We start from the raw sequence: 24309 nt of genomic DNA, 5'->3' as shown, positions 1-24309 counted from the left end.
CGGCGGGGGCGGCCTGCGGCCGCGTCCTCAAACGCCGGACGGGCTGAATTGTGCGGGCGTAGCCCGCAGTCTGCGGGCCGCAGGCCAAAGAGCCACGGTCCGTAAATCCAGCCCGTCCGGCGTTTGAGGACACCGCGCGGAGCGCGGTCCGGACCCCGGGGCGGAGCCCCGGCCCACCCACTCACCGGGCGGAAGCGATTGCCGAAACCCCCAGCGGGTAGCGATCCCGCATGGCAGCACGGTTCGACGGATACGCGGCACTGATCACCGGCGCGGGGCGCGGCATCGGCGCGGCCACCGCGCGGCGGCTCGCCACCGAGGGCGCACGGGTCCTGGTCACCGACGCGGACGGCGAGCGCGCGGGCAAGACGGCCGCCGCCCTCCGCGCGGACGGCCTGGCCGTCGAGTCCTTCCCCTGCGACGTCGGCGACCGGGACGCGGTCGAGGCCGCCGTCGCCACCACGGTCGACCGCTTCGGACGGCTGGACGTCCTCGTCAACAACGCCCTGTCATGCCACCCCGACGAGCCGTTCGTCGAGGACACCTCCGACGAGAAGTGGTTGCGGGACCTCGACATCACCCTGACCGGCGCCTTCCGGTGCGTCCGGGCCGCCGTGCCGCACCTCGCCGCCGCGGGCGGCCGCGGCTCCGTCGTCAGCATCGGCTCGGTCAACGGCGAACAGGACTTCGGCAACCACGCCTACAGCGCCGCCAAAGCGGGCCTGGCGAGCCTCACCCGCACCCTCGCCGGGCACTGCGCGGCCCGCGGCGTACGCGTCAACCTCATCGCCCCCGGCACCGTCGACACCCCCCGCTGGCACGGTCGCGAAGCCGTGTTGGAGCGTGCCGCGCCGCTCTACCCGCTGGGCCGCGTCGGCCGTCCCGAGGACATCGCCGCGGCCGTGGCCTTCCTGGCGTCCGACGACGCCTCCTGGATCACGGGCGTCACCCTGCCGGTGGACGGCGGTCTCCTCGCGAGCGGCGTGGGTCTGAAGCGGGCGATGCGCGGCGTGTGAGCCCGGCGGTCTACGGCATGCGCCAGGGTTCCTCGGGGAGGGGGCGCCCGGTCTCCAGGTACGACTTCAGGTTGGACAGCACCGCCGCCCAGCCCCTGGCCGCCGCGTCCCGCTCGGCCTCGTCCGCCAGATTCTCGTGCGTCACCGTCAGCCGGACGATCTCCCCGTACGGCTCGATCCCGAACGTCACCCGGGACGGCCCCTGCGGCGGCTCCCCGCCGGGCGGTGCCCATGTGCTCACCAGTCGCGTCGGCGGCGTGCTCTCCAGCACCGTGCCGACGACGTCCGCGACGTGCGATCCGTCCGTCCGCCGGTGCTCCCAGCGCGAACCCGGCTGCCAGTCGGACACATTGCTGTGCCCCCAGTACTCGGCGGTCCGGTCGGCGTCGGTGAGCGCGCGCCACACGGTCTCCGCGGCGCTCTCGATGTAGATGACGTAGGTGAGGGTCGGCCTGTCACTCATGAGTCAGCCCTTCCGCGGGGTGAGCCGCCGTGTCTCATTTCTATCCCCTGTCGGCCGACGGCGCGAAAGATCCGCCGACCGGGCCGACCGGGCCGTGACGGCAGGGGCACATGAGTGCGTCCCGTCTCCTTTCCGCCGACGGTGTCACCCTCTCGCGTACCCGCTCCCTCCGTCGCCCGACGCCTCGCCACGCGTCACGCGCGGCGGGCGGCACGCGCGTGCGCCGCGGCCGCGTACGCCTCGCCGTGGCGCCGCCTTCTCCCCATACTCGAAAAGCCGCCGGATTCCCGGGAGTTGGCCCGCCGAAGTGGGGAGTCGTGCCGTATGAGGAAGACCGTCCGTCGCCTGGCCCGTATCGCGTCCGTGGGCGTCCTCGCCCTCGGCGCCGTCCCCCTCGCCCTCGCGAGCACCGCCCACGCGGCCACGACCGCACCGCAGCACTGCCAGCGATTCCTCGCAGGCTCCGACCCCATCCTCAGCGACGTGGCCAGCCTGGCCGGCCTCCCCCTCGGCTCGACCCCCGCCGGCGGCCTGGAGTGCGCCGCCGCCACGAACGGCGACTCCAGCGTCAATTTCTGCGCCTCGAACCTGAACCTGGGTGCGATCGCCATCGGCCAGGCACCGGAGAACCACATCTGTCCCTGAGCCTCGCGGCGGCATCCCGCGGGCACCCGCGTGCCGTCCCCAGGACTCTCACAGGACCGTTCCCTACGATGGCGCGGTGACCAGTGACACCGCGACCCACGCACGACAGGGCCAGACAGCGGACGAGCGGCAGCCCGCGTGGCAGCGCAGACTCGGCCGCTTCGGCTATGTGCCGGGGCCGCAGCCGGACCTGAGGGAGCGGCTCGTGCCGCCGTTCCCCGAGCCCGGTACGCGGGTGTGGGCGCGGCTCGGCGCACGGCCCGGCACCGCGCTGCTGCTCGCGCGCTGGTCGGGGTGGACCGGGCCGCTGCTCGTGGCGCTGTTCGCCGGAATCATCCGCTTCTGGAACCTGGGCAGCCCCAAGGCGGTGATATTCGACGAGACGTACTACGCCAAGGACGCCTGGGCCCTGTGGAAGTACGGCTACGAGGCGAAGTGGCCGGACAACATCAACGACCAGATCATCGCCGGGCACGACCAGATCGCCGACGTCCCCGGCTATGTGGTGCACCCGCCGGTCGGCAAGTGGGTCATCGGCCTCGGCGAGTGGCTTTACGGGCTGAACCCTTTCGGCTGGCGTTTCATGGTGGCCGTGCTCGGCACGCTGACGGTGCTGATGCTGTGCCGGATCGGGCGCCGCCTGTTCCGCTCCACCTTCCTCGGCTGCCTGGCGGGCGCGCTGCTCGCCGTGGACGGCCTGCACTTCGTGATGAGCCGCACCTCGCTGCTCGACTCGGTGCTGATGTTCTTCGTGCTGGCGGCGTTCGGCTGTGTGCTGGTGGACCGGGACAAGGCCCGTGCCCGGCTCGCCGCCGCGCTGCCCGTGGACGCGGACGGCATCGCCCGCCCGGACACGGCCGTCGGCGGCGGGCTGAAGCTCGGGTGGCGGCCGTGGCGGCTCGCCGCCGGGGTGTTCCTCGGGCTCGCCTGCGGCACGAAGTGGAACGGCGCCGTCTATCTGGCGGCGTTCGGGCTGCTGATCGTCCTCTGGGACATGGGCTCCCGCAGGGTCGCGGGCGCCCGGCACCCGGCCCTGGCCGCGCTCCGGCGCGACACCCCGTGGGCGTTCCTGGCGACGGTGCCGGTGGCGCTGGCCGTCTACCTGGCCTCCTGGACCGGCTGGTTCGTGAACAGCGGCACGTACAGCGAGAAGGACGGCTGGCAGCACAGCGGCTTCTACCGGCACTGGGCGGAGACCAGTGGCGGCTACAGCCCGGACGGTTTCCTGGCCGGTGTCCTCAACCCGCTGCGCAGCCTCTGGCACTACGAGCACGAGGTGTGGAAGTTCAACACCAACCTCTCCTCGCCGCACACCTACCAGTCCAACCCGTGGAGCTGGCTGGTGCAGTCCCGCCCGGTCTCGTACTTCTACGAGTCCCCGGCGCCCGGCCGTGACGGCTGTCCCAAGGACGCCGCCGACAAGTGCGCGCGCGAGGTCCTCGCCCTGGGCACGCCGCTGCTGTGGTGGGCGGCCTGCTTCGCGCTGCTGTACCTGCTCTACCGGTGGGGCCTCCGGCGCGACTGGCGGGCGGGCGCGGTGCTGTGCGGGGTCGCGGCCGGGTACCTGCCGTGGTTCCTGTGGCAGGAACGCACGATTTTCGTCTTCTACGCGGTCGTCTTCGTGCCGTTCCTGTGCCTCGCCCTGGCGATGATGCTGGGGGCGTTCCTGGGGCCGCCGGGATCGTCCGAGCGGCGCCGGGTGCTGGGCGCGGTCGGCGCGGGCACGCTGGTCCTGCTCATCGCCTGGAACTTCGTCTACTTCTTCCCGATCTACACCGGCCAGGCCATCCCGATCGACGCCTGGCGCAACCGGATGTGGTTCGACACCTGGATCTGAGTTCCCGTAAACGATCAATTCCGGCCAACCGGGCCCCAGGTGACACCGGTGTCCCGTACAGTCACGATCCAGGGGTTTTAATCACCTGATTAAAACCTGGGGTGGGGGCCTGGAGGGGGCTGGGAATGCACAAGGGAGCGAAGATCGCGCTGGGCGTCGTGGCGGCGGCGATGGCGGGTGTCGCCGGAGTCGGCGTGTACAACGTCGTCGACGCGGTCACGGGCAACACGTCCGGCCAGGCGGAGGCCGCGCCCGTCACGACCGGCCCGCCGACGGTGGACGAGGTCGACAGAACCGCGCGCGACTTCCTCGCGGCCTGGGAGTCGGGCGACACGGGGAAGGCCGCGGCCCTCACCGACAATGCGCAGGCCGCCACCACGGCCCTCACCGGCTACCGGCAGACCGCGCACGTGGAGAAGGTCTCCCTCAAGCAGGGCACCGCGACGGGCACCAAGGTCCCGTTCTCCGTCACCGCCGAGGTCTCCTACGGCAAGCAGCGCTCCACCTGGACGTACGACTCCTCGCTCGACGTCGTCCGCGGGCAGAGCACCGGGCACGCGCTCGTCGGCTGGCAGCCCGCGGTCGTCCACCCGCAGCTCGCCCGGAACGAGTCGCTGACGACCGACGCGGGCGCGGCCCCGCAGCTCACCGTCGTCGACCGCGGCGGGGCCGTCCTGGAGGCCAAGGACAACCCCTCGCTCGCGCCCCTGCTGCCGGAGCTGGGCAGGCGGTACGCGCAGAAGGCCGGCGGCGAGCCGCACATCGAGGTACGGGCCGTGGGCCCCGACGGCGACAAGGCCACCGGGAGGACCCTGCACGTCGTCTCCGAGGGCAAGCCCGCCCAGCTGCGCACGACCCTCGACGCGGCCGCGCAGCGCGCCGCCGAGGCCGCCGTCGACCGGCGGGACGACGCCTCCGTCGTCGCCGTGAAGCCGAGCACCGGCGAGATCCTCGCCTTCGCCAACTCCCGGAAGACCGAGTTCAACGCCGCGCTGATGGGCCAGACCCCGCCCGGCTCCACCATGAAGATCGTCACCTCGGCGATGCTGCTGGAGCAGGGCAAGGCGACGCCCAACAGGGCGCTGCCGTGTCCGAAATACGCCACCTACGGGATGAAGTTCCACAACGTGGAGGAGAGCGAGAACCCCGGCGCGACCTTCGCCCAGGACTTCGCCGCCTCCTGCAACACCGCCTTCATCTCCCTCGCCGGCGATGTCGCCGACGGCGCGCTCACCGCCGAGGCCCGGGACGTCTTCGGCATCGGCCTGGACTGGAAGACCGGCCTCCCCAGCTTCGACGGCAGCGTCCCCGCCGACGGCGGTGCGGGCAAGGCGGCGTCGATGATCGGCCAGGGCCGCGTCCAGATGTCGCCCCTGAACATGGCCTCCGTCTCCGCGACCGTGCGCACCGGTTCCTTCCACCAGCCCTACCTCGTCGCCCCCTCCCTCGACGACCGCAAGCTCGCGCAGGCGTCCCGCCCGCTGCAGCCCGCTGCCGCCCAGCAGCTCCGCTCGATGATGCGGCTCACCGCGGTCTCGGGCACGGGCGCCCGCGCCATGTCCGGGCTCGGCGGCGACATCGGCGCGAAGACCGGCTCCGCGGAAATCGACAACCAGCCCAAGCCGAACGGCTGGTTCACGGCCTACCGCGACGACGTCGCCGCCGCGGCGGTCGTCCCCCAGGGCGGCCACGGCGGCGACTCGGCGGGGCCGATCGTGGCGGCGGTCCTGCGGGCTGCCCGGTGAGTGGTTCAGCCGGGCGATGAGCTTTCGTTCCCGCTGCGGGCCGTTTGCCGCCTGCGGCGGGGGCTCCCTGCGGTCGCGTCCTCAAGCGCCGGACGGGCTGGTTTTCGGCTTGTCGCCGTTGTGACGGTGCGGGGCGGGTGACCGGCGCTACAGCGGTGCCCTTGTGGGTAGCACTAGCGTCATGTGCATGAGCATATGGACATGGCCGCGCGAGCCCGCCGTATGACCCCTCTGGTCGCCGTGGCCGTTCTCATCGCGGCTGTCACCCATGCCAGTTGGAACGCGATCGCCCACGGCATCAGGGACCAGCTGATCGCCTTCACCCTCGTGGGCGGCGGCGGTGCCGTCTGCGGAGTCCTGCTGCTGGGGTTCACGCCGACGCCGGCCGGGGCCGCCTGGCCGTACCTCGCCGCCTCCGCGCTGCTGCACGTCGTCTACCAGCTGCTGCTCATGCGGTCGTTCACGCTCGGCGACTTCGGCCAGATGTACCCGATCGCCCGCGGCAGCGCGCCCCTGGCCGTCACCGTCCTCGCGGCCGCTTTCGCCGGTGAGGTGCCGGACGCCTGGCAGTTGGCCGGGGTCGCGGTGGCCTCCGCGGGGCTGGTCGGCGTCGCCCTGTGGGGCCTGCGTGGTGCGCGCCCGCACTGGGCGGCGATCATGGCGGCCCTGGCGACGGGCCTGTCGATCGCCACGTACACCGTCGTCGACGGCCTGGGCGTCCGCGCCTCCGGCACCCCGCTCGGCTACATCGCCTGGCTGATGATCCTGGAAGGCCTGGCTGTCCCGGCCTACACCCTGGCCGTACGGCGCGGCCGCTTCCTCGCCGAGCTGCGCCCCCACGCGGCGCGGGGCCTGCTGGGCGGTCTGCTGTCCGTCTTCGCCTACGGCCTGGTCCTCTGGGCCCAGACCCGCGCGGACCTGGCCCCTGTCGCGGCCCTCCGCGAATCCTCGATCATCGCGGGCGCGGCCATCGGCACGGTGGTCCTCAAGGAACGCTTCGGCGGCCCGCGGATCGCCGCGGCGACGCTGATGGTGGCGGGGATCGGTCTGATGCTGGCCGGCTAGCGCCGGGCTTCGTACGAGTCGGGGCGCCCCACTCCGCGTGTGCCTGCGCCAGGACTGCCGCCCCGGGCCCCGCTCGCCTATCGGGGCGCCTCGGCCGGCCGTCAGGAGCCGTAGCGTGGAAGGACGCCGGTGTCGAGCGGGGACGGCAGCGGGGCGGGCAGTTCGATCGCTTCCCCGTAGACCCCCTGGAGGCGGCCGTGGTACTCGCCGTCCTTGGGGTGGGTGAGCAGGGTCCAGCGGCCGGTCCGGGGGTCCAGGACGAGCAGGACGGCGACCCCGGCACGGGCGTACCAGCCGTTCTTGTCGGTGATGTCCCTGGCCTTCTCGGACTGGGAGATCACCTCGACGGCCAGGGCGACGTCACCGGGGTCGGCGAGCCATGAGTCGTCCTCGTCCCACTCCACGGGCAGCACCGCCAGATCGGGCGTGGCGTAGTCGTCCGGGTCCTCCGGCATGGCGACCGAGGACATCTCGTAAGGAGCCAGGCCCTCGGGCAGACGGGGTTCGATCTGGACCCGCAGGCGACGGATGGTGCCCGCGTGCTTGCCACGCGGGGTGGGGGACATCACGAGGCTGCCTCCGATGATCTCCACCCGCAGCCCGGTGGAGGCTTCGATGCTTTCGGCGATCTCGCGCAGGTTCCCGGGATGCGGGCGCAGCACAGGAAGGGTCACTGGTGCCCACCTCCTCGTCCGTGGCCGGTCGATCGCATCCCACGGTACCGGGTCCCGCCCTGGCCCGGCCGACGAAACGGCACCTGCTCCAGGGCCGGAATCGTCGGCCACCGGCACTGGCGGAAGAAGTTCAGCGTGCGCCGGTCTCCGGCTCCGGCCGAGGAAGCTCGTCGAGGTCGAGGGTGAAGGTCCGGCCATCGGCCAGGGGGATGGGGAGCTTGCCCGTGCCGTACTTGTGGGTGTGGGCCGCGATGTAACCGGTGGCGGTGGGCGCGGTGTGCAGGACGACTTCCTGGGCGTACGGGTCCACGATCAGGTAGATCGGGATGCCGTAGCGGCCGTACTTGCCGGTGCAGTCGTCGTAGTCCTTGCGTGCGGAGGAGGCCGAGACCACCTCGGAGATCAGCAGGACGTCCTCGAAGCTGTAGCGCTTGCCTTCCTCGCGCGCGTCCTCGCGGAGGATGGCCAGGTCGGGAGCGGAGTTCTCGTCGGCGGGGAAGTCGAGGCAGACATCGGAGGTGACCTTCGCGTGACGGCCGAGGGCGAGAGCGGAGCCGATCTGCATCGACCTGATGGTGCTGGAGTGCTCTTCGCTCCGCGGGGTCATGATCACCTTTCCGTCGGCCCCGAACAGGACCGTGTATCCCTCGGGGAACTCGGTGTGGACGATCGCGTCGACGCTCATGAACGCTGCTCCTTCCCGCGTGCCGTCAGGAGACGGCGGACGAAGGCTGTCACGCCGAGCTTGCCCCGTCAGGTGATCTCAAGGGTGAACCCGCGTAGGTCAGCGCGAGCCCATCTCCTGGAGGTTCGTCGCGTCGATGTCCTCCGCGAAGGACACGAAGGCGACCGTGCAGCCGTCGATGTCCTCGTGCCGGACCACCACCGGGCCGTGGTCCGAGAGCTGGGCCGCGCTCTCCTTCGATACCTTCGGCATCTCGTATCTTCTCCGTACGCGGTTCCCCCACCAGCGTCGCTCCGGAGCCCGGTCCGCGCACCCGGTCCGGCGATGCGGAGCGCCCCGCCCCGGTGCAGACTCGACCGGGGGTGGTCCCCTGTCGACGAGAGGTGCGCGCCATGCCACTCGATCCGCCCGTCGCGGCGCTCCTGGAGCAGGTCGGTGCCCAGCCGCTGCCGAGTTTCGCCACCATGGACCCCGAGACCCTGCGCGAGCTGAACCGGCAGATGGTCCTCGCGTATCCGCTGGCCGAGCCCATCGAGGTCGGCGCCGTCGTGGACACGACCGTCCCCGGTCCCGCCGGGCCGATTCCCGTACGCGTCTACCGGCCCGCCGCGCCGGACCCGCTGCCCACGGTCGTCTTCTTCCACGGCGGCGGCTGGGTGACCGGCGACCTGGACACCCACGACGACGTCACCCGGCGGCTGTGCCGGGACGTGAACGCCGTCGTCGTGGCCGTCCACTACCGCCGGGCGCCGGAGGACCCCTACCCCGCCCCGCTCGACGACTGCCTCGCCGCCACCCGCTGGGTCGCCGGCCATATCGAGGACTACGGGGGACGCCGCGACCGGCTGGCCGTCGCCGGCGACAGCGCGGGCGGCAACATCGCCGCCGTGACCGCCCTGACCTTCCGCGACGAAGGGCTGCCGCTGGCAGCCCAGTTCCTGGCCTACCCCGCCACGGATGCCCTCGGCGACCACCCCTCGTACGTCGAGAACGCCGACGGCTATCTCCTCACCAAGACCCAGATCGACGAGATCCTCGGCCTCTATTTGCGCGATGATCCCGGGGCCAGGGGCGACTGGCGGGTTTCACCCCTGCTGGCCGAGAGTTTCGCGGGTGTGGCCCCCGCCGTCGTCGGCACCGCGCAGTACGACCCGCTGCGCGACGAGGGCCGGGCCTACGCCCACGCCCTGGAGAAGGCCGGGGTGAACGTCTTCCACCGCACCTACGAGGGCCTCGTCCACGGCTACCTCAACCTCTTCGGGATCTCCCCGGTGGCCGATGCCGCGTTCACCGAGATGAATGCGGCGCTCGCTGCGCGGCTAGGCGGATAGATCGCCGTGGGTGGCCGCGACGGCGGTCACGAACTGCGCCCATGCGGCGCGCGGGACGACCACCGGGGTGCGGTTCTTGTCTTTGGAGTCACGGACCGGCATGACGTCGGAGTATTGCTCGGCGATCTCAAGGCATGAGTCACCCTGAACGCTGCGCTGGCTCTTGCGCCATTTTGCTATGGACAGGTCGGGCTTGGACGTCATGGGTACAGTTCCTCAACTACCTTGTGAATAAGCTCTCTTGTTGCGGTCGAGTCCAGCGTGAGTTCGTGCAGTCGATGATAGAGACGCTTGAGTCTGGCGATCTCGGCATCATTGGCGATGAACATTCCGACATTGTCGCCAGTGGGTCGCCACGCCTCGTAGCGGCCATTTGGCTTCTGCCACATGGAGACGAAGCCGAAGTCCGGGATGTGAGCCTGTGCGTTGAACGGGATGACGCGCACATCCACAGTTGCGTCCTGTGAGCGCTCGATCAGGTGAAGCAGCTGCCTACGCATGATCCGCTTGTCGCCGATCTCGACGTAGAGGGCTGCTTCCCAGATGACAGCCCGAAACGTGGGGGCGTCCACGCGGTCCAGGAGGGCGCGCAGTCGTCGACGGTACGCGACCTTGTCGTTCAGATCGCCGCCGTAGTGAGCAATGCCCTTTTCCAGTACCAAGCGCGTGTGCTCTTCCGTTTCCAGCATTGCGGGCAAGGAGGAGAAGCAGATCTGCCGGATTTCGGTCGCTCGCGAGTGCTGCACCAGAAACCGCCTGACGCGCAGAGCGTCAGGGTTGTCGTCCAGCTCATCGCGAAGCCTGAAGATGGCTCCGCCGACTCCCAGCGCCTTGTCGATGCGGGCCACGACGTCACGCCGGGGGACGCGGGTGCCCTTCTCGATGTGCGCGATCGACGTGTGGTCCAGTGCCACCGCCTTGCCGAGCTCCGCCTGGGTCCACTTCTTCGCGAGCCGACGCTGCTTGATGGCCGCGCCGAGCTCGGTCGCGCGCTGCTCGTGCAGGTCAAGCGGCTCTGGCCCAGGCATGGTTGTATCCCCCACTTGCCTCTTCGTGGTGTGCAAGCCCTGAACGGGGTCGAGCATAGGGGGCCGGGCGGATACTGGTCAGCGGAACCGGACGCCCTGGCTCTCGGCGCCTGACGCTGTGATGCCCGCCAAACGGCACCGCACACGGAGGTGTTCAGGCCAACTTGGGCGCCGCGCCCAGTGGTTCCAGATGCCTCCAATCCGCTCCAAGGAGATCGCCGTCATGCCTGTCGGAGGACACCTCGACGCCCAGCCCCAGCCGGTCCGCAGCCGGGACGCCGAGACCGAGCACATCATCGGCCTCGTCCTCGGCGCCAGCAGCTCGCCGCCCGCCGGGGTCGTCGAGGCGTCGACGCTCAGGCTCCGCCGCTGCGTCGACACCCTCGCGCCCCGGGTCAAGCACGACGCCCAAGAGCTGCTGCTGCCGGGTGACCCGCGCCGCGCCGCCGTCGAGGAGGCCGCCGACGAGGCCGTTCACCGGGCGAGGAATGTGGGCCCCGGCTGCGGGCTGGAGAGCGCCTTCACCTACTGCCGGAGTCTGGCGCGCAGCGTCCGGGAGCTCCGCGACCTCCAGCGGGCGCTCGCCCGGATCAGGGACGACGGCCGGTGAGCTGGGCGGCCCCGCCCGTCACCGCCCTGCCCCCGCCGCAGGCGGCGAACCAGCCCGCAGCCGACAACGGCGATCAGCCCACAACCAGCCCGTCCTGGGGGCACCTCCCAGCGTTAGCTGGGGGAGTTTGAGGACGCTCCCGTAGGGAGCCCCCGCCGCAGGCGGCAACCGACCCGCAGTCGAAAGCGACCGTCCGCACGATCTCGCGGAGCGCCCAGCGGCCAGCGTCACCGTACGGCCTCCACCGCCCGCACCCGCAGCGCGGCCACCGTCGGTACCAGCGTCGCCGTCAACACCAGCCCCACTCCACCCCCCAGTACCGACAGGTAGATGGAGAGGGGCCCGGACGGCAGCCAGGACGAGCCCAGTGCCCTGCTGACGGGCAGGAGCGTCGTCGCGGCCGCCGCCGTGCCCAGGATCAGGCCCACCGTCGCCACCAGCAGGCCCTCCACCGTCATCATCCGCAGCACCTGCCCCCGTGTGGCACCGGTCAGCCGCTGCAGGGCGAACTCGCCGCGCCGGTCGCCCACGGCGACGGCGGTCGTGTTGACGACCGACAGCGCCGTGTAGGCGACGAGCATCGCGATGATGAGGTAGTTGACGGCGGCCTGGGTGTGGTTGTCGCGGGCGTGGGCGGCGGTCACGGCGTCGCGGCCCTCGACGTGCACGCCCAGCGTGGCGAGGTCGGACATCATGCGGTCGGAGGCGCCCCGTACCAGGATCTGCGCGGGCAGTCCCGCCGTCGTGTGCGGGGCGAGCAACTCCGCGCTGGTGAAGGCGGATTCGAAGCCCTCGCGTCCCTTGAAGAGGGCCACGACGCGGACGTCCACCACCGCGCCGTCGCCCAGCCGCAGGCGCACCGTGTCGCCGACCTTCCGGTGGATGCGGTGCGCCTTGCTCTCCGGCAGGGCGACGGTGGCGCCGCGCAGGTCGCCGAGGCTGCCCGCGGTCGTGTCGACCGCGAGCGTGCGGTCGGCGCCGTCGGCGCTGACGCCCTGGAGGGGCAGGCCCTTCTTGCTCTCGCCGCCGTCGTGCGGCTCGGTCCAGCCGGAGCTGGTGACGTACGCGCTCGCGGCGGCGACGCCCGGCAGGGCGCGGACGCGGTCGAGGAGCGCGGGGTCGACGCCGCCCGCCCCGGAGGTGAGCACGGCGTCGGCGCGCAGGTTGTGGGAGAACACCTCGTCGGTGACGGCGGCGAGGGTGGTCTGGAGGTAGAGCATGCCGGTGGCCAGGGCGGCGGCCAGCATGACGGGCGTGGCGACGGCCGCCGTCCTCGCCGTACGGGCACGGCAGTTGAGGACGGCGAGGCGGCCGGTGACGCCGGTGACGAGGCGGACGGGCCAGTGCAGCAGGACAGTCACCAGCTTGGTGAACCACGGCCCGAGCAGGGCGAGGGCGATCGCGCAGCAGATCACGGTCGGGCCCGCCGTGCTCGCGGCCACCGGCCCGTGCAGCACGAGCGAGCTGACGAGCGCCAGCGCGACCGTACCGGCGAGGAAGAGCAGGCCGAAGGCGATGCGCACGGGGTGCAGCCGGTCCTTCTGCATGGCCGCCTCGCCCAGCGCCTCGACGGGCTTGGCCTTGACGGCCCGTACGGTGCCGAGGAGTCCGCCGCCGACGGCGGTCAGCAGCAGCGCGCCGTACGCGGGCATGGCCGGAATCCATCCCTGGCGGAACTCGACGGTCTCCGCGACCATCCCGCTGTCGACGAGCGTGTCGAACAGCAGCCGGCCCACCGCCGGGCCCGCGAACCAGGCCGCCGCCGCGGCGAGGACCGTCACCATGAGGGTCTCGCCCAGCAGCATCCGGCGCAGCTGGCGCCGAGTCGCGCCGATCGCCCGCAGCAGGGCGAGTTCGCGGCTGCGCTGCTGCGCGGACAGGGCGACGGTCCCGCCCACGACGAACATCGCGACGGAGACGACCAGTCCGCCGACCACGCCGGAGAGCGCGATCAGGTCCTCGCCGCCCCCGAGCGCCTCGGGGTGTTCGACGACGCCCCGGTCGTCGCCGGTCAGCAGGGCGACGGGCTGCCCCTTGAGCGCCTCGGCGACGCCCTCGCGCACGGTGCCGGGGTCCGCGCCGGGGGCGAGGGTGACGGCGATGTCGGCGACGGTGTCCGGGCGGCCGGAGAGCCGTACGGCGTCGGCCGTGGCGAAGAACAGCGTGGGCCGGGGGACGTCCCGCGCGGCGGCGACCCCGCTCACGCGGTACGCGGCGGAGCCGCCGTGCGCGGCGATCTCGACGCGGTCGCCCACGGCGACGCCCGCGCGGCGGGCGGTCCCGGTGTCGAGGACGACCTCGCCCTCCGCGGGCGCGCCGCCGGAGGCGAGGGCGTACGGGGTGAGGGCCGCGGACTCCCAGCCGTGGGCCTCCGCCTTCCCGCCGCGCACGGCGGCGTCGAAGGTGCGCTCGCCGACGGCCGTACGGACCCCGGGCACGGCCCGCACCCTGTCCGCCAACTCGGCGGGCAGCTCGACCCGTTCGGGCAGGGTGGTCGTCTTCTTCTTGTGCTTCTTGCCGGTCGGTATCCCGTACGTACGGTCGCCGGTGACCAGGAGCTGCGCGCCCGCGAGGCGCTGCGGCGGGACGTGGTTGCGGATGCCGGTCTCCATGAGCCCGCCGCAGCCCATGACGAGGGCGGCGCCGATGAACAGCGCGAGGAACGTGGCGGTGAAGCCGCCCGTGCGGTGCCGCAGCGAGCGCGCCGCGAGTTTGCCCATCACTGCCGGCCACCGCCGGTTGTCGCGCTGTCCACGTCCCCGCACCCCTGCTTGTTCCGGCCGTTCCCACCGCTTTGGCGGATCGCTGTCCACGCTAGGGAGATACGGGGTCCGGTCCCATGGGAGCAGCGGGTCGATGGGGGGTGGGGATAGCCCCACCCGGCCTGCGGGACGGATCGGGCGGTCGGCGGGCCGGGCCACGCCCTGGTCAGGGGACTACGCTCCTTATATAGGGATATGTACCGACCGAGGAGACGGCCATGAGTCAGTACGACGAGTATTCGACCCCGTCGCAGGCGGAGGGCGAGCGGCTCGACGAGGACATGGACGAGAAGGAGAAGAAGCAACGGCACCCCCAGACCATGCGGACGACGCCGTCCCAGGCGGAGGGCGAGCGCGGCACGGAGAACGGGGAGAAGTAGCCCGGGGCGCCCGGTCGCTGTCAACCCCCAAGTTCGGGGATTTCCGCGCCGCCACCGCGGCGGGATGGTGAAGCTGACATGACACCTCCATCCCGGGGAGTGACGATGCGGAGAACCGGACGATTACGCGGGTCGGTCCGCGCGCTCGCGCTGGCCGTCGTGCCACTGGCCGTGCTCGCGGTCGCGCCGACACGGGCGGGCGCCGACGCGCACACGGCGCACAGACCGCCGACGGCCCTGCGGGCGGACGCCCCGGCCCCGTCCGCGTCGTGGACGCAGAACGGCGGGCGGATCGACGTCTTCCGTATCGGGCCGGACCACCGCCTGTACGAGCGGACGTGGGCGGGCTCCGGCTGGAGCGACTGGACCGGCGGCTTCGACACCCCGCTGGGCGGCCTGTCCGGTACGCCGGGCGCGACGTGGACGGCGGACGGCAGCCGGCTGGACGTCTTCGCCACGGGCGCCGGTGACGGCAGGCTCTACCAGAAGACGTGGGCGGCCCCGCTCGGCTGGAGCGCCTGGTCCGACCTCGGCGGCAGCCTGTTCTCCGCCCCGTCCGCGTCGTGGCGGCGCAACGGTGAGCGCCTGGACGTCTTCGCCGTCGGCACGGACCACCGCCTGTACCAGCGCTTCTGGGCGAACGGCTCCGGCTGGAGCGGCTGGACCTCGTACGACGCGCCTGCCGGAGGTCTCTCCGGCGCGCCCAGCGTGACCTGGGCGGGCGACGGCAGCCGGCTGGACGTCTTCGCCACCGGCGCGACCGACGGCAAGCTCTACGAGAAGGCGTGGTTCGCGTCCACCGGCTGGACCGGCTGGGCCGACCAGGGCGGCAGCCTCCTCTCCGCCCCGTCCGCGTCCTGGACCCGCAACGGCGGCCGCGCCGACGTCTTCGCCATCGGCACCGACCACCGCCTGTACCAGCGCTACTGGACGGCCACCACCGGCTGGAGCGACTGGGTGAGCGGCTTCGGCGTCCCCGTGGGCGGCCTGGAGGGCGCGCCCGGCGTGACGTGGACGGCGGACGGCGCCCGGCTGGACATCTTCGTCACGGGCGCGAGCGACGGCAGGCTTTACCAGAAGTCCTGGACGGATCCCGTGAGTTGGACGGGCTGGACGGACATGGGCTGATCCGGAGGGAGCGCCGCGCGGCCCGGACTGTAGCGTCGCCATGTGATCCACATCATGGGAACCCCCGCCTCCCACCGGACATATCAAGACGTGACGTCACTACACACCCGTATCAGGGACGGCGACCCGGACTCCTTCCGCCATCTCTTCCGCTCGCACGCCCAGATCGTCCACCGTTACGCCCTTCGCGCCACCGGCGACTGGGCCACCGCCGAGGACGTCGTCTCGCTCACGTTCCTGGAGGCCTGGCGCCTCCGCGCCAAGCTCCCCGAGGAGCAGGACGGTGCGAGGGCCTGGCTGATGGGCATCGCGGTGAACGTCCAGCGCAACACCAACCGCGCCGCCCGCCGTCACGAGAAGGCCCTGGCCCGCATGCCCGCCAAGGACGCCGTGCCGGACATCGCGGGTGAAGTGGTGGGCAGGATGGCGGACGCCGAACAGCTCGCCGCCGCGAAGAACGCCCTGGGGAGGCTGCGCCGGTCGGAGCGCGAGGTCGTCACCCTCTGCGTCTGGTCCGGCCTGAGCTATGCGGAAGCGGCCGACGCCCTGGGCGTGGCGGTCGGCACCGTGCGGTCGCGGCTGTTCCGGGCCCGCGAGCGTCTGCGCAAGCTCGCCGAGCACGAGCTCCGGCAGCGCGCGGACGAGATGGCGGCCCGGCGGCCCGAGCGCCTCCACCTGCACCTGAACCGGCCGAACGAGAAGTGGAACCGATGATGCGTATGTCCCGGCGCCCCCAAGAGGCGCTCGAACCCGGCGACTTCGACCTCCTGCTCCCCCGACAGGTCGAGACCGTGATGCCGGAGGCCCGGCAGGACCTGCTCGAAGAGGCCCTGTGGGCAGAGGCGCGCCGGACCGCCCCGACCGCCCCGAGCGCGCCGCGCTCCCGTGCGCGCCGTACGGCCTGGATCGCACTCCCGGCCGCCGCGGCCGTGATCGCGGGCGCCGTGATCGTCGCCCCGGACGGCTCGGGCGCCTCGGGCACCTCGGGTGCGGACACCCGCCTGCCGAAGGCCGGCGCGAAGCTGGAATCCGGCACCGCCAAAGGGCTGTCGGCGACCGTCGACCGCATTGCGCTCGCGGCCGCACGGCAGCCGGCCCTGGAGCCACGGCAGGACCAGTACATCTACGTGGAGAGCAAGGTGACAGGCGGGTGGGTCGACAGGGTGGGCGGCCAGGAGAAGCTCGTGGTGACTCCGCTGCACTCGCGCCAGGTCTGGCACTCGCCTGACGGCCTCAGGAGTTTCCTCTATGAGCCCGGCCATGAATTCATGGACAAGAACGGCGAGGACCTCGACCTCGACCCCGCCCGAGAAGTCACCGACTGGGGCTCCTACAACGGCGTCAATGCGCTCCCCACCGACCCCGACGCCCTCCTCAAGCGCCTCTACCGGTCGGGCAGGACGGGCGACCCCCAGGCCGACTGGACGGCGTTCGGGGAGATAGGCCAACTGCTGGAGGAGCAGATCGCGACGCCGGAGATCGGCGCCGCGCTGTTCAAGGCGGCTGCCAGGATCCCGGGCGTCGCGCTCGTGGACAAGGCCGTCGACGCGACCGGCCGGACCGGCGTCGCGATCACCCACACCGGTCCCGGCAGCCGCCAGGAGTGGATCTTCGACAGGAACACCTACGAGTACCTCGGCCAGCGCGAGGTGCTGGTCAGGCCGTACCGGGGCCTCGAACCCGGCACTGTCACCCGCGAGACCGTGGTCATCAAGCGGGCCGTGGTCGACGCGAAGAAGGAACTCCCCGACGGCAGGACGCTCTGATCGGCTAGGGGCGGATGTACGGCCGGGTGAGGATCTCCATGTTGTGGCCGTCGGGGTCCTCGAAGTACGCGCCACGGCCGCCGAAGAGGGCGTTGATCCTGCCCGGTTCGGTGTGGTGGGGGTCGGCGTAGTACGTGACCCCGACCGCTTCCAGGCGGTCGATCATGCCGTCGAACCGCTCCTCCGGCACGAGAAACGCGTAGTGGTTCACCTGGATCGGCTCGTCGTCGGGCCGCTCGCAGAAGTCGAGCGTCACGCCGTTGCCGAGGTCGACCGGGAGGAACGGCCCGAAGGGCTCCCCGACTTCGATGCCCAGGATCGCCGCGATGAACTCGGCGGACAGCCGCCGGTCGCTGGCGTATATGGCGATGTGGTTGAGCTGGATGGCGTTGGATGCGTTCTGCATGGTGGTGTGAGTCTCCGGGTCTTGAATTCCGTCAGGGAGGGAAGACGCGGAGGGAAAAGGCGGGGCTCGTGCCCGCCTCGCGCTCACGCCGAGGCCGGGGAGCTCTCTCGTGTATGGCCCATGGCCGACCCGGCAGTCACGGGGCCGACTCTAGTTGCCCACGTCGGCCAGTGGCAACGTTGCGATTTCAATGGCGATGCCGACAGCCGCCAATGCTGAGGTGAACCCCTCCCAGTCTCCCCAGGACCGACGCATGCTGTCGCGGATGTCCGGCCCGGGGACGATGACACGGGAGATGCGGCGTTCGACCATCCAGTCCAGCAGCTCGAATATTGCGGCCCGTGAAGGCTGGGAGACCGACCAGACCGAGTGGCCTGCGTTCACGTAGCCGTGCCGCTGCCTCCAACGGCTGATGGCGCCGAGCTGCCCTTCCCAGTCCTTCTCGAAGTGGGTGTACAGGGCCTGGTCATCGGGTTCATCGACTTCCTTGGCCCCGAACACCCATCCCCAGGCCCGCGGCGCGTCGCTGCTGTCGGCGGCTGACTGCTGTACGTCACGCATGGGGAGACGTTACCGCTCCGGGCCGCTCTTGCGTCAGGTCAGCTCGCGGCGACGTGAGCGATGAAGCGGGCCCAGCCGGGGGCGCCTATGGCCAGGCGGGGGCCGTCTGTGCGTTTTGAGTCACGTATGTGTATGGCTTGGGGGAGGGCGGCGATTTCGACGCAGTCGCCGGATTCGGTTCCGCTGTGGCTGGACTTGAACCACACCAGCTTGGTGTTCATAGCTCCTCTGCCAACTTTCTGATGAACTTTGCCGACTCGTCGGGAGTGAGGGCGCATCCAGTGATCGCGGCAGCGCGCTGGGTGAACACATGGACGTGCTCGGGGTCCGAATGCAGTGAACTGGCCAACTGCCCCTCTTCGTATGCGAGGTGCTTGCGCTCTACCGACTCCAGCAGGACGAACGGGCCATTGACCCCAAGGTGCGCCCCCTCGATCGGCAGGACCTGGATGACGATGTTGCGCTGCCTGCTCATCTTCTCCAGATGGAGCAACTGCCGCCCGTGCCTTGCCGGGTTGCCGAGGGTATTGCGTAGAGCGGCCTCTCCGGTGATGAAGGTGAATGCTTTGGCCTGGTCCTGGAGGATGCGCTGCCGGGCCAGTCGGGCCGTGACTCGTTCCTCGACCGTCTCATCGCTCACAGGCGGCCAGTTCATGTTGAAGAGGGTGCGCATCGTCTCTTCGGTTTGCAGGAGGCCCGGGATCAGGAGCGGCTGGAACGAGGTGAGGGAGAGCGCTTCGGCTTCGTAAAGAACGAATTCCCGCGCGTACGAAACGTACGGCTCCGGCTCCAGGTACACATACGCCGCCTTCAACTTCCCCTGCGCGCCGCACATATCGTCGGCAATCTCCAGCACACGCAGCGTCGGCTTGCGCCGACCCTGTTCCATGGACTTGATCGTCTCGGAGACGTACCCCGCTTCCTCCGCCAACTGCTCCCGGCTGACGCCCGCTTCGGTGCGCCAGAGCTTCATCTGGTTGCCGCAGTACCGCCAAGCGATCGGTGGATCGGCAAGTACACTCGTCATCGCTACCCCGCCTGTCTCTGGTCCTTCCGTATCAACGGAGGCTAGGAGCGGCAAGTGGCGAACGCGCCGAGTTCGAATCGATTTGCCCCGCACGGGTGAACGCCGGGAATTGGCCCGCCAGGGGGAGGCCGCGGTGTCCCTCGTCGTCGTGCGGACGATCCGGGACACCGACGGCGGACGTCAGTCGTCGAGCACGGCGAGCTCCACCCGTCCGAGGCGGTCCGGGTCCGCGACGATGTCGATCCCGGTGATCCGGTCGTCGACGATCGTGAAGCGGAGTACCAGGAAGAGCCGTCCCAGGGGGGCCATCGCCAGGCCGACCGCGCCGTCGACCAGCGCCATCTCGGTGGACCGGGCCCGCACCATGGCGGCCATCGCGCCCGTGGCCACTCTGCGGGCGCCGCTGACCAGGATGGGCTTGAGGGTGGGGCCGGCCGCCTTGTCGGCGCGGAGCGCCACGTCGGGGTGGAGCAGGGAGAGCAGCGCGTCGAAGTCCCCGCCGCGGGTGGCGGCCAGGAAGGCGCCGACGACCGCGCGCTGACGCGCGAGATCGGACTCGGGTGCCGGGGTGCCCCCCTTGACCCGGCGGCGGGCGCGGCTGGCGAGCTGCCGCGTCGCGGCCGGGGTCTTGTCGAGCATCGGGGCGATCGTGTCGAAGGGCACGGCGAACATGTCGTGCAGGACGAAGGCGACGCGCTCGGCCGGCGTCAGCGTGTCGAGCACCACCAGCAGGGCCAGCCCGACCGAGTCGGCCATCAGCGCCTCCTGCTCGGGGTCGCTCCCGGCCTCCTGCTCGACGTCCGGGTCGGACACCCGGGCGTCGAGGGACTCCTCGCGCCGGTGCTCGCGGGAACGCAGCATGTCCAGGCATATGCGGGCCACTACGGTGGTCAGCCAGCCACCGGGGTTCTCGACCTCGCTGGTGTCCGCGCGGCTGACGCGCAGCCACGCGTCCTGGAGGGCGTCATCGGCCTCGCTGAGCGAGCCGAGCATCCGGTAGGCCACCGCCCGCAGATGGGACCGATGCTCCTCGAAATGCTCCGCCAGCCAATCGGGTTCGTCCACCGTGTCACATTCCTTCGTCGCCAGGGGTCATTGCGGTAGATCCACAAGATCTAGCCGAAGGTACCGGGAGGCCCACTCCCGGACCGCACACGCTCGGGAGTAGACATGACGGCGAACATCCTGGTCACCGGCGGTACGGGCACTCTGGGCGGGCACGTCGTCCCGCTGCTGCGGGCGGCCGGGTGCACCGTGCGGGTCCTCAGCAGGCAGAACAGGGCCGGGGCCGACGGCGTCGAGTACGTGACCGGCGACCTGCTCAAGGACGAGGGCGTCGAGGCCGCGGTGGAGGGGGTCGAGATTGTCCTCCACCTCGCGGGCGGCCCCAAGGGGGACGACGAGGCGACCCGGAACCTGGTGCGGGCCGCGGCGAGCGCCGGGGTGCGGCACCTGGTGTACATCTCGGTCATCGGGGCGGACAGGATTCCGCTGGGCTACTTCGCGGCCAAGCTCGGCGCGGAGCGGGCGGTTTCGGACTCCGGCATTCCGTGGACGACGCTGCGGGCCGCCCAGTTCCACGACCTGGCCCTGAAGGTGGCGCGGACGATGGCGAAGCTGCCGGTCCTCCCCGCCCCCGGCGGACTGCGCTGGCAGCCGGTCGACGCGCGCGAGGTGGCGGCCCGGCTCGTGGAACTCGCGCTCGGCGAACCGGCCGGCCTGGTGCCCGACCTGACCGGACCGGCCGTGTACGGCCTGGACGAGCTGGCCCGCGGCTACCTCCAGGCGTGCGGCAAGCACCGGTTGAGGATGCCGGTCCGCATGCCCGGAAAGGTCGGCCGCGCGTACCGCGGCGGCGAGAACCTGTCCTTCGAGGGGGCCGTCGCGGGCACGCGGACCTGGGAGGACTTCCTCGCGGAGCGGCTGCCCCACAGCGCCTGAGCGCTCCGCTGGAAGTCCCGTACGTCATCTGCGGGTGCGTCGTGGCTGGTCGCGCGCTCCTTCGGGGCGCCACCGAACCGCACCGGACTTCGCCAAGTCCGCCTAGAGGACCGTCGCCCCCGGGACCGGGCCGGACGCGATACGGACCGCGCGGCACGTGCCGGACGCGCGCAGGGCCTCCGCCACCTTCTCCGCCTCGTCCGCGTTCGCGGTCAGGAACGCCGTCGTCGGGCCCGAGCCCGAGACCATGGCGGCCAGGGCGCCGCCCTGCGTACCCGCGTCCAAGGCGGCGGTCAGGGAGGGGCGGAGGGAGACCGCCGCCGCCTGGAGGTCGTTGCTCACGGCCGCGGCCAGCGCGTGCGCGTCGCCCGTGCGGAGGGCTTCGAGGAGGGCGGGCGACGGCTCCGGGTCGGGGACGTCCTCGGACGTGGCACCCGTACCGGACGCGACCCGCAGGCGGTCGCACTCGCCGTACACAGCCGGGGTCGACAGACCGCCGTCCGCGACCGCGAACACCCAGTGGAACGTGCCGCCCACGGGCAGGGCGGTGAGGATCTCGCCCCGGCCGCGCCCGAGCGCCGCCCCGCCGACGAGGCTGAACGGCACGTCGCTGCCGAGCTCCGCGCAGATCTCCAGGAGTTCCTCGCGCGAGGCCTTCGTCCCCCACAGCGCGTCGCACGCCAGCAGCGCGCCCGCACCGTCCGCACTGCCGCCGGCCATGCCGCCCGCCACGGGGATGTCCTTGGCGATGTGGATGTGGACCCGGGGCTCGCGGCCGTAACGCGCGCCCAGCGCGAGCGCCGCGCGCGCCGCGAGGTTGGTGGCGTCGAGGGGGACCTGCGCCGCGTCCGGGCCCTCACAGGTGACGGTCAGGGCGTCGGCTTCCGTGACGGTGATCTCGTCGTGGAGGCCGACGGCCAGGAAGACGTTGGCGAGGTCGTGAAAACCGTCCGGGCGTGCGCCGCCCACTGCGAGCTGGACGTTGACCTTGGCGGGGACGCGGACGGTGACGCTCACGGTGTGGGCTCCTGGGGTCGTCGGGTGCGGCTGGGTGGGCGGGCCGATTTTTCCCCAGCCCCGCCCCTTCCCGTAACTGGGGTGCGTACCCCAGGCCCCCGGCTGCGGGCCGGTGGGCCGGTTGTGCCCACCCGTTCCGCCTTGCGGAACGCCTGCCCACAACCGTGAGGGGTTCGCGCTACGGCTGCGGCTTGTTCTCCGCGATCGCCACGAACTCGTGGACGTTCAGGGCCTCGCCGCGCGCCTGCGGCGAGACTCCCGCCGCGACCAGAGCGGCCTCTGCGGCGGCAGCCGATCCGGCCCAGCCCGCCAGCGCCGCGCGCAACGTCTTGCGCCGCTGCGCGAACGCGGCGTCGACGACGGCGAAGACCTCGTCACGGGAGGCGGTGGTCTCGATCGGCTTCGCCCGGCGCACGAGCGAGACCAGGCCGGAGTCGACATTCGGGGCGGGCCAGAACACATTGCGGCCGATGGACCCGGCGCGCTTGACCTCCGCGTACCAGGCGGCCTTCACGGAGGGGACGCCGTAGACCTTGTTGCCGGGCGCGGCGGCGAGCCGGTCCGCGACCTCGGCCTGGACCATCACCAGGGTCCGCTCGATGCTGGGGAACTGCGCCAGCATGTGCAGCAGCACGGGGACGGCGACGTTGTACGGCAGGTTGGCGACCAGCGCGGTCGGCGCCGGGCCGGGCAGCTCGGTGACGTGCATCGCGTCGCTGTGCACGAGTGCGAAGCGGTCCGCGCGCTCGGGCAGCCGGGCGGCGATGGTGGCCGGGAGGGCCGCGGCCAGCACGTCGTCGATCTCCACGGCGGTGACCCGGTCGGCGGCCTCCAGCAGGGCGAGGGTCAGCGACCCCAGCCCGGGGCCGACCTCGACCACGACGTCGTCGGGCCGCACCTCGGCGGTCCGTACGATGCGCCGGACGGTGTTGGCGTCGATCACGAAGTTCTGGCCGCGCTGCTTGGTGGGACGTACCCCAAGGGCAGCGGCCAGCTCGCGGATGTCCGCGGGACCGAGGAGGGCGCCGGACTCGTCTGTGCTGGGGCTGGAGCTCACCCGTGAAGTTTACGGCCGCACACGGGCCACGGACTCGCCCCCCGGCTGACGTACAGCTTCTTGGCCCGGTAGGTCTGCTCGGAGGAGGGCGCGTCCTGCGGTCTGCCGGAGCCGCCGAGGGACTGCCAGGTGTGGACGTCGAACTGGTAGAGGCCGCCGTATGTACCGGACGGGTCGACGGCGTCGGGCCGTCCGCCCGCCTCGCACTGGGCGAGCCCGTGCCAGTTCAGGCCCTCGGCGCCCTGGACGCCGGTGGGGCGGGGCTTGGTGCCGACCTTGACGATCTCGGTGCGGGGCTCCCGCACGGTCTCGGAGGAGATCTTCTTCGGCTTCTGCTTGACCCCGTTGACGATGCGCAGCGCGTACGTGGTCCGCTCGACGCCCTTCTCACCGCGCTGGGAGACGACCTCGGTGCCCTTGTAGAGCGCGGGGTCGTCGTGCCGCTCGGTCTCGAAGTCGATGGGCGTCTCGCGGACCTCCTCGGTGCCCGTGATCCGCATGACGGAGATCGTCTGGCCCTCGCGGGGGAAGCTGTCGGGCGGGACGGAGGTGGTGTCCTGGCCGTGCAGGGAGATCCCGGCGGTGTCGAGGGCCTCGCGGACGGTGGCGGCGTTGGTGCGGACGGTGCGCTCGCGGCCGTCGGCCATGAACGTGACGGTGCGCTCGGTGCGTACGGCCAGGTCGAGCCCGTGCCGGGCGATCGGGGCGCTGCGCGACGTCGAGAGGTAGGCCCCCTCGGCGCGGACGCCGAGCTGCCGGAGCGCGCCGTCGACGGTGCGGGCGGTGGTCCACACCTGGTGGTGCTCGCCGTCGAGGGTGAGGGCGACGGGGCGCCCGTAACGGACGCTGATCTCGTCGCCCGCGGCCAGGTCGTGGTGGTGGCCGGGGGTGACGGCGTCGTGCTCGCCGAGGGACAGGTGCTCGTCGGCGAGGAGCTCGTCGACGTCGTCGGCGAAGGTGTGCAGGGTGCGGGAGCGGCCCTCGACGTCGAGCTTGACGGTCTTGTCGGCGGCGACGAAGGACGAGGTGCCGCCCGCGAGGAAGGCCACCACGAGGGCCTGCGGGATCAGCCTGCGCAGGGTGTCGGGGCGCTCGCCGGTCCGTTTGCGCCGCCCGGCGGCCCGCCGGGCGGCCCCCCGGTCGCCCCGCGGCGGGGGCGGGCCGT

At 71.8% G+C, this 24309-nt stretch carries 26 protein-coding genes and 1 pseudogene; 12 read left to right on the top strand and 15 right to left on the bottom strand.

The genetic code is table 11. The features are described from left to right. The first annotated feature begins 230 nt into the window (after positions 1–230). The gene (locus tag ACWD4A_RS31140; RefSeq protein WP_451199107.1) at positions 231–1016 is read left to right on the top strand and encodes an SDR family NAD(P)-dependent oxidoreductase; all 786 of its coding nucleotides are present in this window, start codon (positions 231–233) and stop codon (positions 1014–1016) included. Positions 1017–1026: 10 nt separating this feature from the next. On the opposite strand, the pseudogene ACWD4A_RS31135 reads toward ACWD4A_RS31140, so the two are convergent. After that, positions 1027–1479, bottom strand: a pseudogene (locus ACWD4A_RS31135) (SRPBCC family protein); the annotation flags it as partial. A gap of 324 nt (positions 1480–1803) precedes the next feature. Here ACWD4A_RS31135 and ACWD4A_RS31130 point away from each other — a divergent pair. The 4 genes from ACWD4A_RS31130 to ACWD4A_RS31115 all read left to right on the top strand — a co-directional run bounded on the left by ACWD4A_RS31130 (position 1804) and on the right by ACWD4A_RS31115 (position 6771). Continuing rightward, entirely contained in the window at positions 1804–2124 is a 321-nt protein-coding gene (locus tag ACWD4A_RS31130; protein WP_451199105.1) for a hypothetical protein, read from the top strand. A 76-nt stretch (positions 2125–2200) separates the two neighbouring features. Beyond that, the gene (locus ACWD4A_RS31125; RefSeq protein WP_451199103.1) at positions 2201–3961 is read left to right on the top strand and encodes a dolichyl-phosphate-mannose--protein mannosyltransferase; all 1761 of its coding nucleotides are present in this window, start codon (positions 2201–2203) and stop codon (positions 3959–3961) included. Between the two features lie 125 nt (positions 3962–4086). Next, on the top strand, positions 4087–5706 hold the full coding sequence (locus ACWD4A_RS31120) for a penicillin-binding transpeptidase domain-containing protein (RefSeq protein ID WP_451199101.1): 1620 nt from the start codon (positions 4087–4089) through the stop codon (positions 5704–5706). Positions 5707–5928: 222 nt separating this feature from the next. Further along, entirely contained in the window at positions 5929–6771 is an 843-nt protein-coding gene (locus ACWD4A_RS31115; protein WP_451199110.1) for an EamA family transporter, read from the top strand. Positions 6772–6872: 101 nt separating this feature from the next. Here the strand turns inward: ACWD4A_RS31115 and ACWD4A_RS31110 are convergent, their stop codons facing one another. The 3 genes from ACWD4A_RS31110 to ACWD4A_RS31100 all read right to left on the bottom strand — a co-directional run bounded on the left by ACWD4A_RS31110 (position 6873) and on the right by ACWD4A_RS31100 (position 8382). After that, positions 6873–7445: a Uma2 family endonuclease gene (locus ACWD4A_RS31110; protein WP_451199100.1), complete on the bottom strand. Its 573-nt coding sequence runs from the start codon at positions 7443–7445 to the stop codon at positions 6873–6875. Between the two features lie 130 nt (positions 7446–7575). Beyond that, positions 7576–8130: a Uma2 family endonuclease gene (locus ACWD4A_RS31105; RefSeq protein WP_451199097.1), complete on the bottom strand. Its 555-nt coding sequence runs from the start codon at positions 8128–8130 to the stop codon at positions 7576–7578. A gap of 99 nt (positions 8131–8229) precedes the next feature. Beyond that, complete coding sequence (locus tag ACWD4A_RS31100) at positions 8230–8382, bottom strand: hypothetical protein (protein WP_451199095.1); 153 nt, start codon at positions 8380–8382, stop codon at positions 8230–8232. Positions 8383–8522: 140 nt separating this feature from the next. On the opposite strand from ACWD4A_RS31100, the gene ACWD4A_RS31095 reads away from it, so the two are divergent. Beyond that, the gene (locus tag ACWD4A_RS31095) at positions 8523–9461 is read left to right on the top strand and encodes an alpha/beta hydrolase (RefSeq protein WP_451199092.1); all 939 of its coding nucleotides are present in this window, start codon (positions 8523–8525) and stop codon (positions 9459–9461) included. Here ACWD4A_RS31095 and ACWD4A_RS31090 read toward each other — a convergent pair. Together ACWD4A_RS31090 and ACWD4A_RS31085 are read right to left on the bottom strand one after the other, a co-directional pair. After that, complete coding sequence (locus tag ACWD4A_RS31090) at positions 9450–9665, bottom strand: DUF397 domain-containing protein (protein WP_451199090.1); 216 nt, start codon at positions 9663–9665, stop codon at positions 9450–9452. The two genes, ACWD4A_RS31095 and ACWD4A_RS31090, sit on opposite strands and share 12 nt — an antisense overlap. Further along, entirely contained in the window at positions 9662–10489 is an 828-nt protein-coding gene (locus ACWD4A_RS31085; protein ID WP_451199088.1) for a helix-turn-helix domain-containing protein, read from the bottom strand. Before ACWD4A_RS31085 ends, ACWD4A_RS31090 begins: the two co-directional genes overlap by 4 nt. A gap of 223 nt (positions 10490–10712) precedes the next feature. On the opposite strand from ACWD4A_RS31085, the gene ACWD4A_RS31080 reads away from it, so the two are divergent. After that, entirely contained in the window at positions 10713–11099 is a 387-nt protein-coding gene (locus ACWD4A_RS31080) for a DUF6415 family natural product biosynthesis protein (protein WP_451199086.1), read from the top strand. Positions 11100–11326: 227 nt separating this feature from the next. Here ACWD4A_RS31080 and ACWD4A_RS31075 read toward each other — a convergent pair whose 3' ends face one another. Next, a complete protein-coding gene (locus ACWD4A_RS31075) occupies positions 11327–13819 on the bottom strand; it encodes an ABC transporter permease (protein WP_451199083.1) in 2493 nt (830 codons plus the stop codon). A gap of 260 nt (positions 13820–14079) precedes the next feature. On the opposite strand from ACWD4A_RS31075, the gene ACWD4A_RS31070 reads away from it, so the two are divergent. The 4 genes from ACWD4A_RS31070 to ACWD4A_RS31055 all read left to right on the top strand — a co-directional run bounded on the left by ACWD4A_RS31070 (position 14080) and on the right by ACWD4A_RS31055 (position 17135). Beyond that, complete coding sequence (locus ACWD4A_RS31070) at positions 14080–14241, top strand: hypothetical protein (protein ID WP_451199081.1); 162 nt, start codon at positions 14080–14082, stop codon at positions 14239–14241. 105 nt (positions 14242–14346) lie between these two features. Continuing rightward, on the top strand, positions 14347–15369 hold the full coding sequence (locus ACWD4A_RS31065; RefSeq protein WP_451199079.1) for a hypothetical protein: 1023 nt from the start codon (positions 14347–14349) through the stop codon (positions 15367–15369). 54 nt (positions 15370–15423) lie between these two features. Next, the gene (locus ACWD4A_RS31060) at positions 15424–16083 is read left to right on the top strand and encodes an RNA polymerase sigma factor (RefSeq protein WP_451199078.1); all 660 of its coding nucleotides are present in this window, start codon (positions 15424–15426) and stop codon (positions 16081–16083) included. Then, complete coding sequence (locus tag ACWD4A_RS31055; protein WP_451199077.1) at positions 16080–17135, top strand: CU044_5270 family protein; 1056 nt, start codon at positions 16080–16082, stop codon at positions 17133–17135. The genes ACWD4A_RS31060 and ACWD4A_RS31055 overlap by 4 nt, the downstream gene beginning before the upstream one ends. 4 nt (positions 17136–17139) lie before the next feature. On the opposite strand, the gene ACWD4A_RS31050 is transcribed toward ACWD4A_RS31055, so the two are convergent. The 5 genes from ACWD4A_RS31050 to ACWD4A_RS31030 all read right to left on the bottom strand — a co-directional run bounded on the left by ACWD4A_RS31050 (position 17140) and on the right by ACWD4A_RS31030 (position 20194). After that, on the bottom strand, positions 17140–17541 hold the full coding sequence (locus ACWD4A_RS31050) for a VOC family protein (protein WP_451199076.1): 402 nt from the start codon (positions 17539–17541) through the stop codon (positions 17140–17142). A gap of 150 nt (positions 17542–17691) precedes the next feature. Then, a complete protein-coding gene (locus tag ACWD4A_RS31045) occupies positions 17692–18102 on the bottom strand; it encodes a hypothetical protein (protein WP_451199074.1) in 411 nt (136 codons plus the stop codon). A gap of 38 nt (positions 18103–18140) precedes the next feature. Continuing rightward, complete coding sequence (locus ACWD4A_RS31040; RefSeq protein ID WP_451199073.1) at positions 18141–18323, bottom strand: DUF397 domain-containing protein; 183 nt, start codon at positions 18321–18323, stop codon at positions 18141–18143. Then, positions 18320–19129 carry a helix-turn-helix domain-containing protein gene (locus tag ACWD4A_RS31035; RefSeq protein WP_451199072.1) on the bottom strand — a complete coding sequence of 270 codons (810 nt, stop codon included), beginning with the start codon at positions 19127–19129 and terminating at the stop codon, positions 18320–18322. The genes ACWD4A_RS31040 and ACWD4A_RS31035 overlap by 4 nt, the downstream gene beginning before the upstream one ends. 180 nt (positions 19130–19309) lie before the next feature. Further along, complete coding sequence (locus tag ACWD4A_RS31030) at positions 19310–20194, bottom strand: sigma-70 family RNA polymerase sigma factor (protein WP_451199071.1); 885 nt, start codon at positions 20192–20194, stop codon at positions 19310–19312. 105 nt (positions 20195–20299) lie between these two features. On the opposite strand from ACWD4A_RS31030, the gene ACWD4A_RS31025 reads away from it, so the two are divergent. Next, entirely contained in the window at positions 20300–21070 is a 771-nt protein-coding gene (locus ACWD4A_RS31025; RefSeq protein WP_451199069.1) for an SDR family oxidoreductase, read from the top strand. Between the two features lie 102 nt (positions 21071–21172). Here ACWD4A_RS31025 and ACWD4A_RS31020 read toward each other — a convergent pair whose 3' ends face one another. The 3 genes from ACWD4A_RS31020 to ACWD4A_RS31010 form a co-directional block, all read right to left on the bottom strand. Beyond that, entirely contained in the window at positions 21173–22087 is a 915-nt protein-coding gene (locus ACWD4A_RS31020; RefSeq protein ID WP_451199068.1) for a 4-(cytidine 5'-diphospho)-2-C-methyl-D-erythritol kinase, read from the bottom strand. Between the two features lie 178 nt (positions 22088–22265). Next, on the bottom strand, positions 22266–23144 hold the full coding sequence (gene rsmA / locus ACWD4A_RS31015) for a 16S rRNA (adenine(1518)-N(6)/adenine(1519)-N(6))-dimethyltransferase RsmA (protein WP_451199066.1): 879 nt from the start codon (positions 23142–23144) through the stop codon (positions 22266–22268). Continuing rightward, the coding region (locus ACWD4A_RS31010; RefSeq protein WP_451199065.1) for a ubiquitin-like domain-containing protein at positions 23141–24309 on the bottom strand (1169 nt) is incomplete at its 5' end. The genes rsmA and ACWD4A_RS31010, both read right to left, overlap by 4 nt.

This window comes from Streptomyces sp. NPDC002537, from assembly GCF_053594975.1.
Note: the sequence above shows the minus strand (reverse complement) of the source record. Positions and strands in the feature narration are given on the sequence as shown.

What these genes read in the sequence shown, in the direction of transcription:
- ACWD4A_RS31035 (WP_451199072.1), bottom strand. Translation starts at nt 19,129, where the DNA reads ATGACGAGTGTACTTGCCGATCCACCGATCGCTTGGCGGTACTGCGGC.
- ACWD4A_RS31085 (WP_451199088.1), bottom strand. Translation starts at nt 10,489, where the DNA reads ATGCCTGGGCCAGAGCCGCTTGACCTGCACGAGCAGCGCGCGACCGAG.
- ACWD4A_RS31130 (WP_451199105.1), top strand. Translation starts at nt 1,804, where the DNA reads ATGAGGAAGACCGTCCGTCGCCTGGCCCGTATCGCGTCCGTGGGCGTC.
- ACWD4A_RS31100 (WP_451199095.1), bottom strand. Translation starts at nt 8,382, where the DNA reads ATGCCGAAGGTATCGAAGGAGAGCGCGGCCCAGCTCTCGGACCACGGC.
- ACWD4A_RS31065 (WP_451199079.1), top strand. Translation starts at nt 14,347, where the DNA reads ATGCGGAGAACCGGACGATTACGCGGGTCGGTCCGCGCGCTCGCGCTG.
- ACWD4A_RS31080 (WP_451199086.1), top strand. Translation starts at nt 10,713, where the DNA reads ATGCCTGTCGGAGGACACCTCGACGCCCAGCCCCAGCCGGTCCGCAGC.
- ACWD4A_RS31040 (WP_451199073.1), bottom strand. Translation starts at nt 18,323, where the DNA reads ATGAACACCAAGCTGGTGTGGTTCAAGTCCAGCCACAGCGGAACCGAA.
- ACWD4A_RS31075 (WP_451199083.1), bottom strand. Translation starts at nt 13,819, where the DNA reads ATGGGCAAACTCGCGGCGCGCTCGCTGCGGCACCGCACGGGCGGCTTC.
- ACWD4A_RS31090 (WP_451199090.1), bottom strand. Translation starts at nt 9,665, where the DNA reads ATGACGTCCAAGCCCGACCTGTCCATAGCAAAATGGCGCAAGAGCCAG.
- ACWD4A_RS31070 (WP_451199081.1), top strand. Translation starts at nt 14,080, where the DNA reads ATGAGTCAGTACGACGAGTATTCGACCCCGTCGCAGGCGGAGGGCGAG.
- ACWD4A_RS31120 (WP_451199101.1), top strand. Translation starts at nt 4,087, where the DNA reads ATGCACAAGGGAGCGAAGATCGCGCTGGGCGTCGTGGCGGCGGCGATG.
- ACWD4A_RS31055 (WP_451199077.1), top strand. Translation starts at nt 16,080, where the DNA reads ATGATGCGTATGTCCCGGCGCCCCCAAGAGGCGCTCGAACCCGGCGAC.
- ACWD4A_RS31095 (WP_451199092.1), top strand. Translation starts at nt 8,523, where the DNA reads ATGCCACTCGATCCGCCCGTCGCGGCGCTCCTGGAGCAGGTCGGTGCC.
- ACWD4A_RS31025 (WP_451199069.1), top strand. Translation starts at nt 20,300, where the DNA reads ATGACGGCGAACATCCTGGTCACCGGCGGTACGGGCACTCTGGGCGGG.
- ACWD4A_RS31140 (WP_451199107.1), top strand. Translation starts at nt 231, where the DNA reads ATGGCAGCACGGTTCGACGGATACGCGGCACTGATCACCGGCGCGGGG.
- ACWD4A_RS31105 (WP_451199097.1), bottom strand. Translation starts at nt 8,130, where the DNA reads ATGAGCGTCGACGCGATCGTCCACACCGAGTTCCCCGAGGGATACACG.
- ACWD4A_RS31045 (WP_451199074.1), bottom strand. Translation starts at nt 18,102, where the DNA reads ATGCGTGACGTACAGCAGTCAGCCGCCGACAGCAGCGACGCGCCGCGG.
- ACWD4A_RS31060 (WP_451199078.1), top strand. Translation starts at nt 15,424, where the DNA reads ATGGGAACCCCCGCCTCCCACCGGACATATCAAGACGTGACGTCACTA.
- ACWD4A_RS31115 (WP_451199110.1), top strand. Translation starts at nt 5,929, where the DNA reads ATGACCCCTCTGGTCGCCGTGGCCGTTCTCATCGCGGCTGTCACCCAT.
- ACWD4A_RS31050 (WP_451199076.1), bottom strand. Translation starts at nt 17,541, where the DNA reads ATGCAGAACGCATCCAACGCCATCCAGCTCAACCACATCGCCATATAC.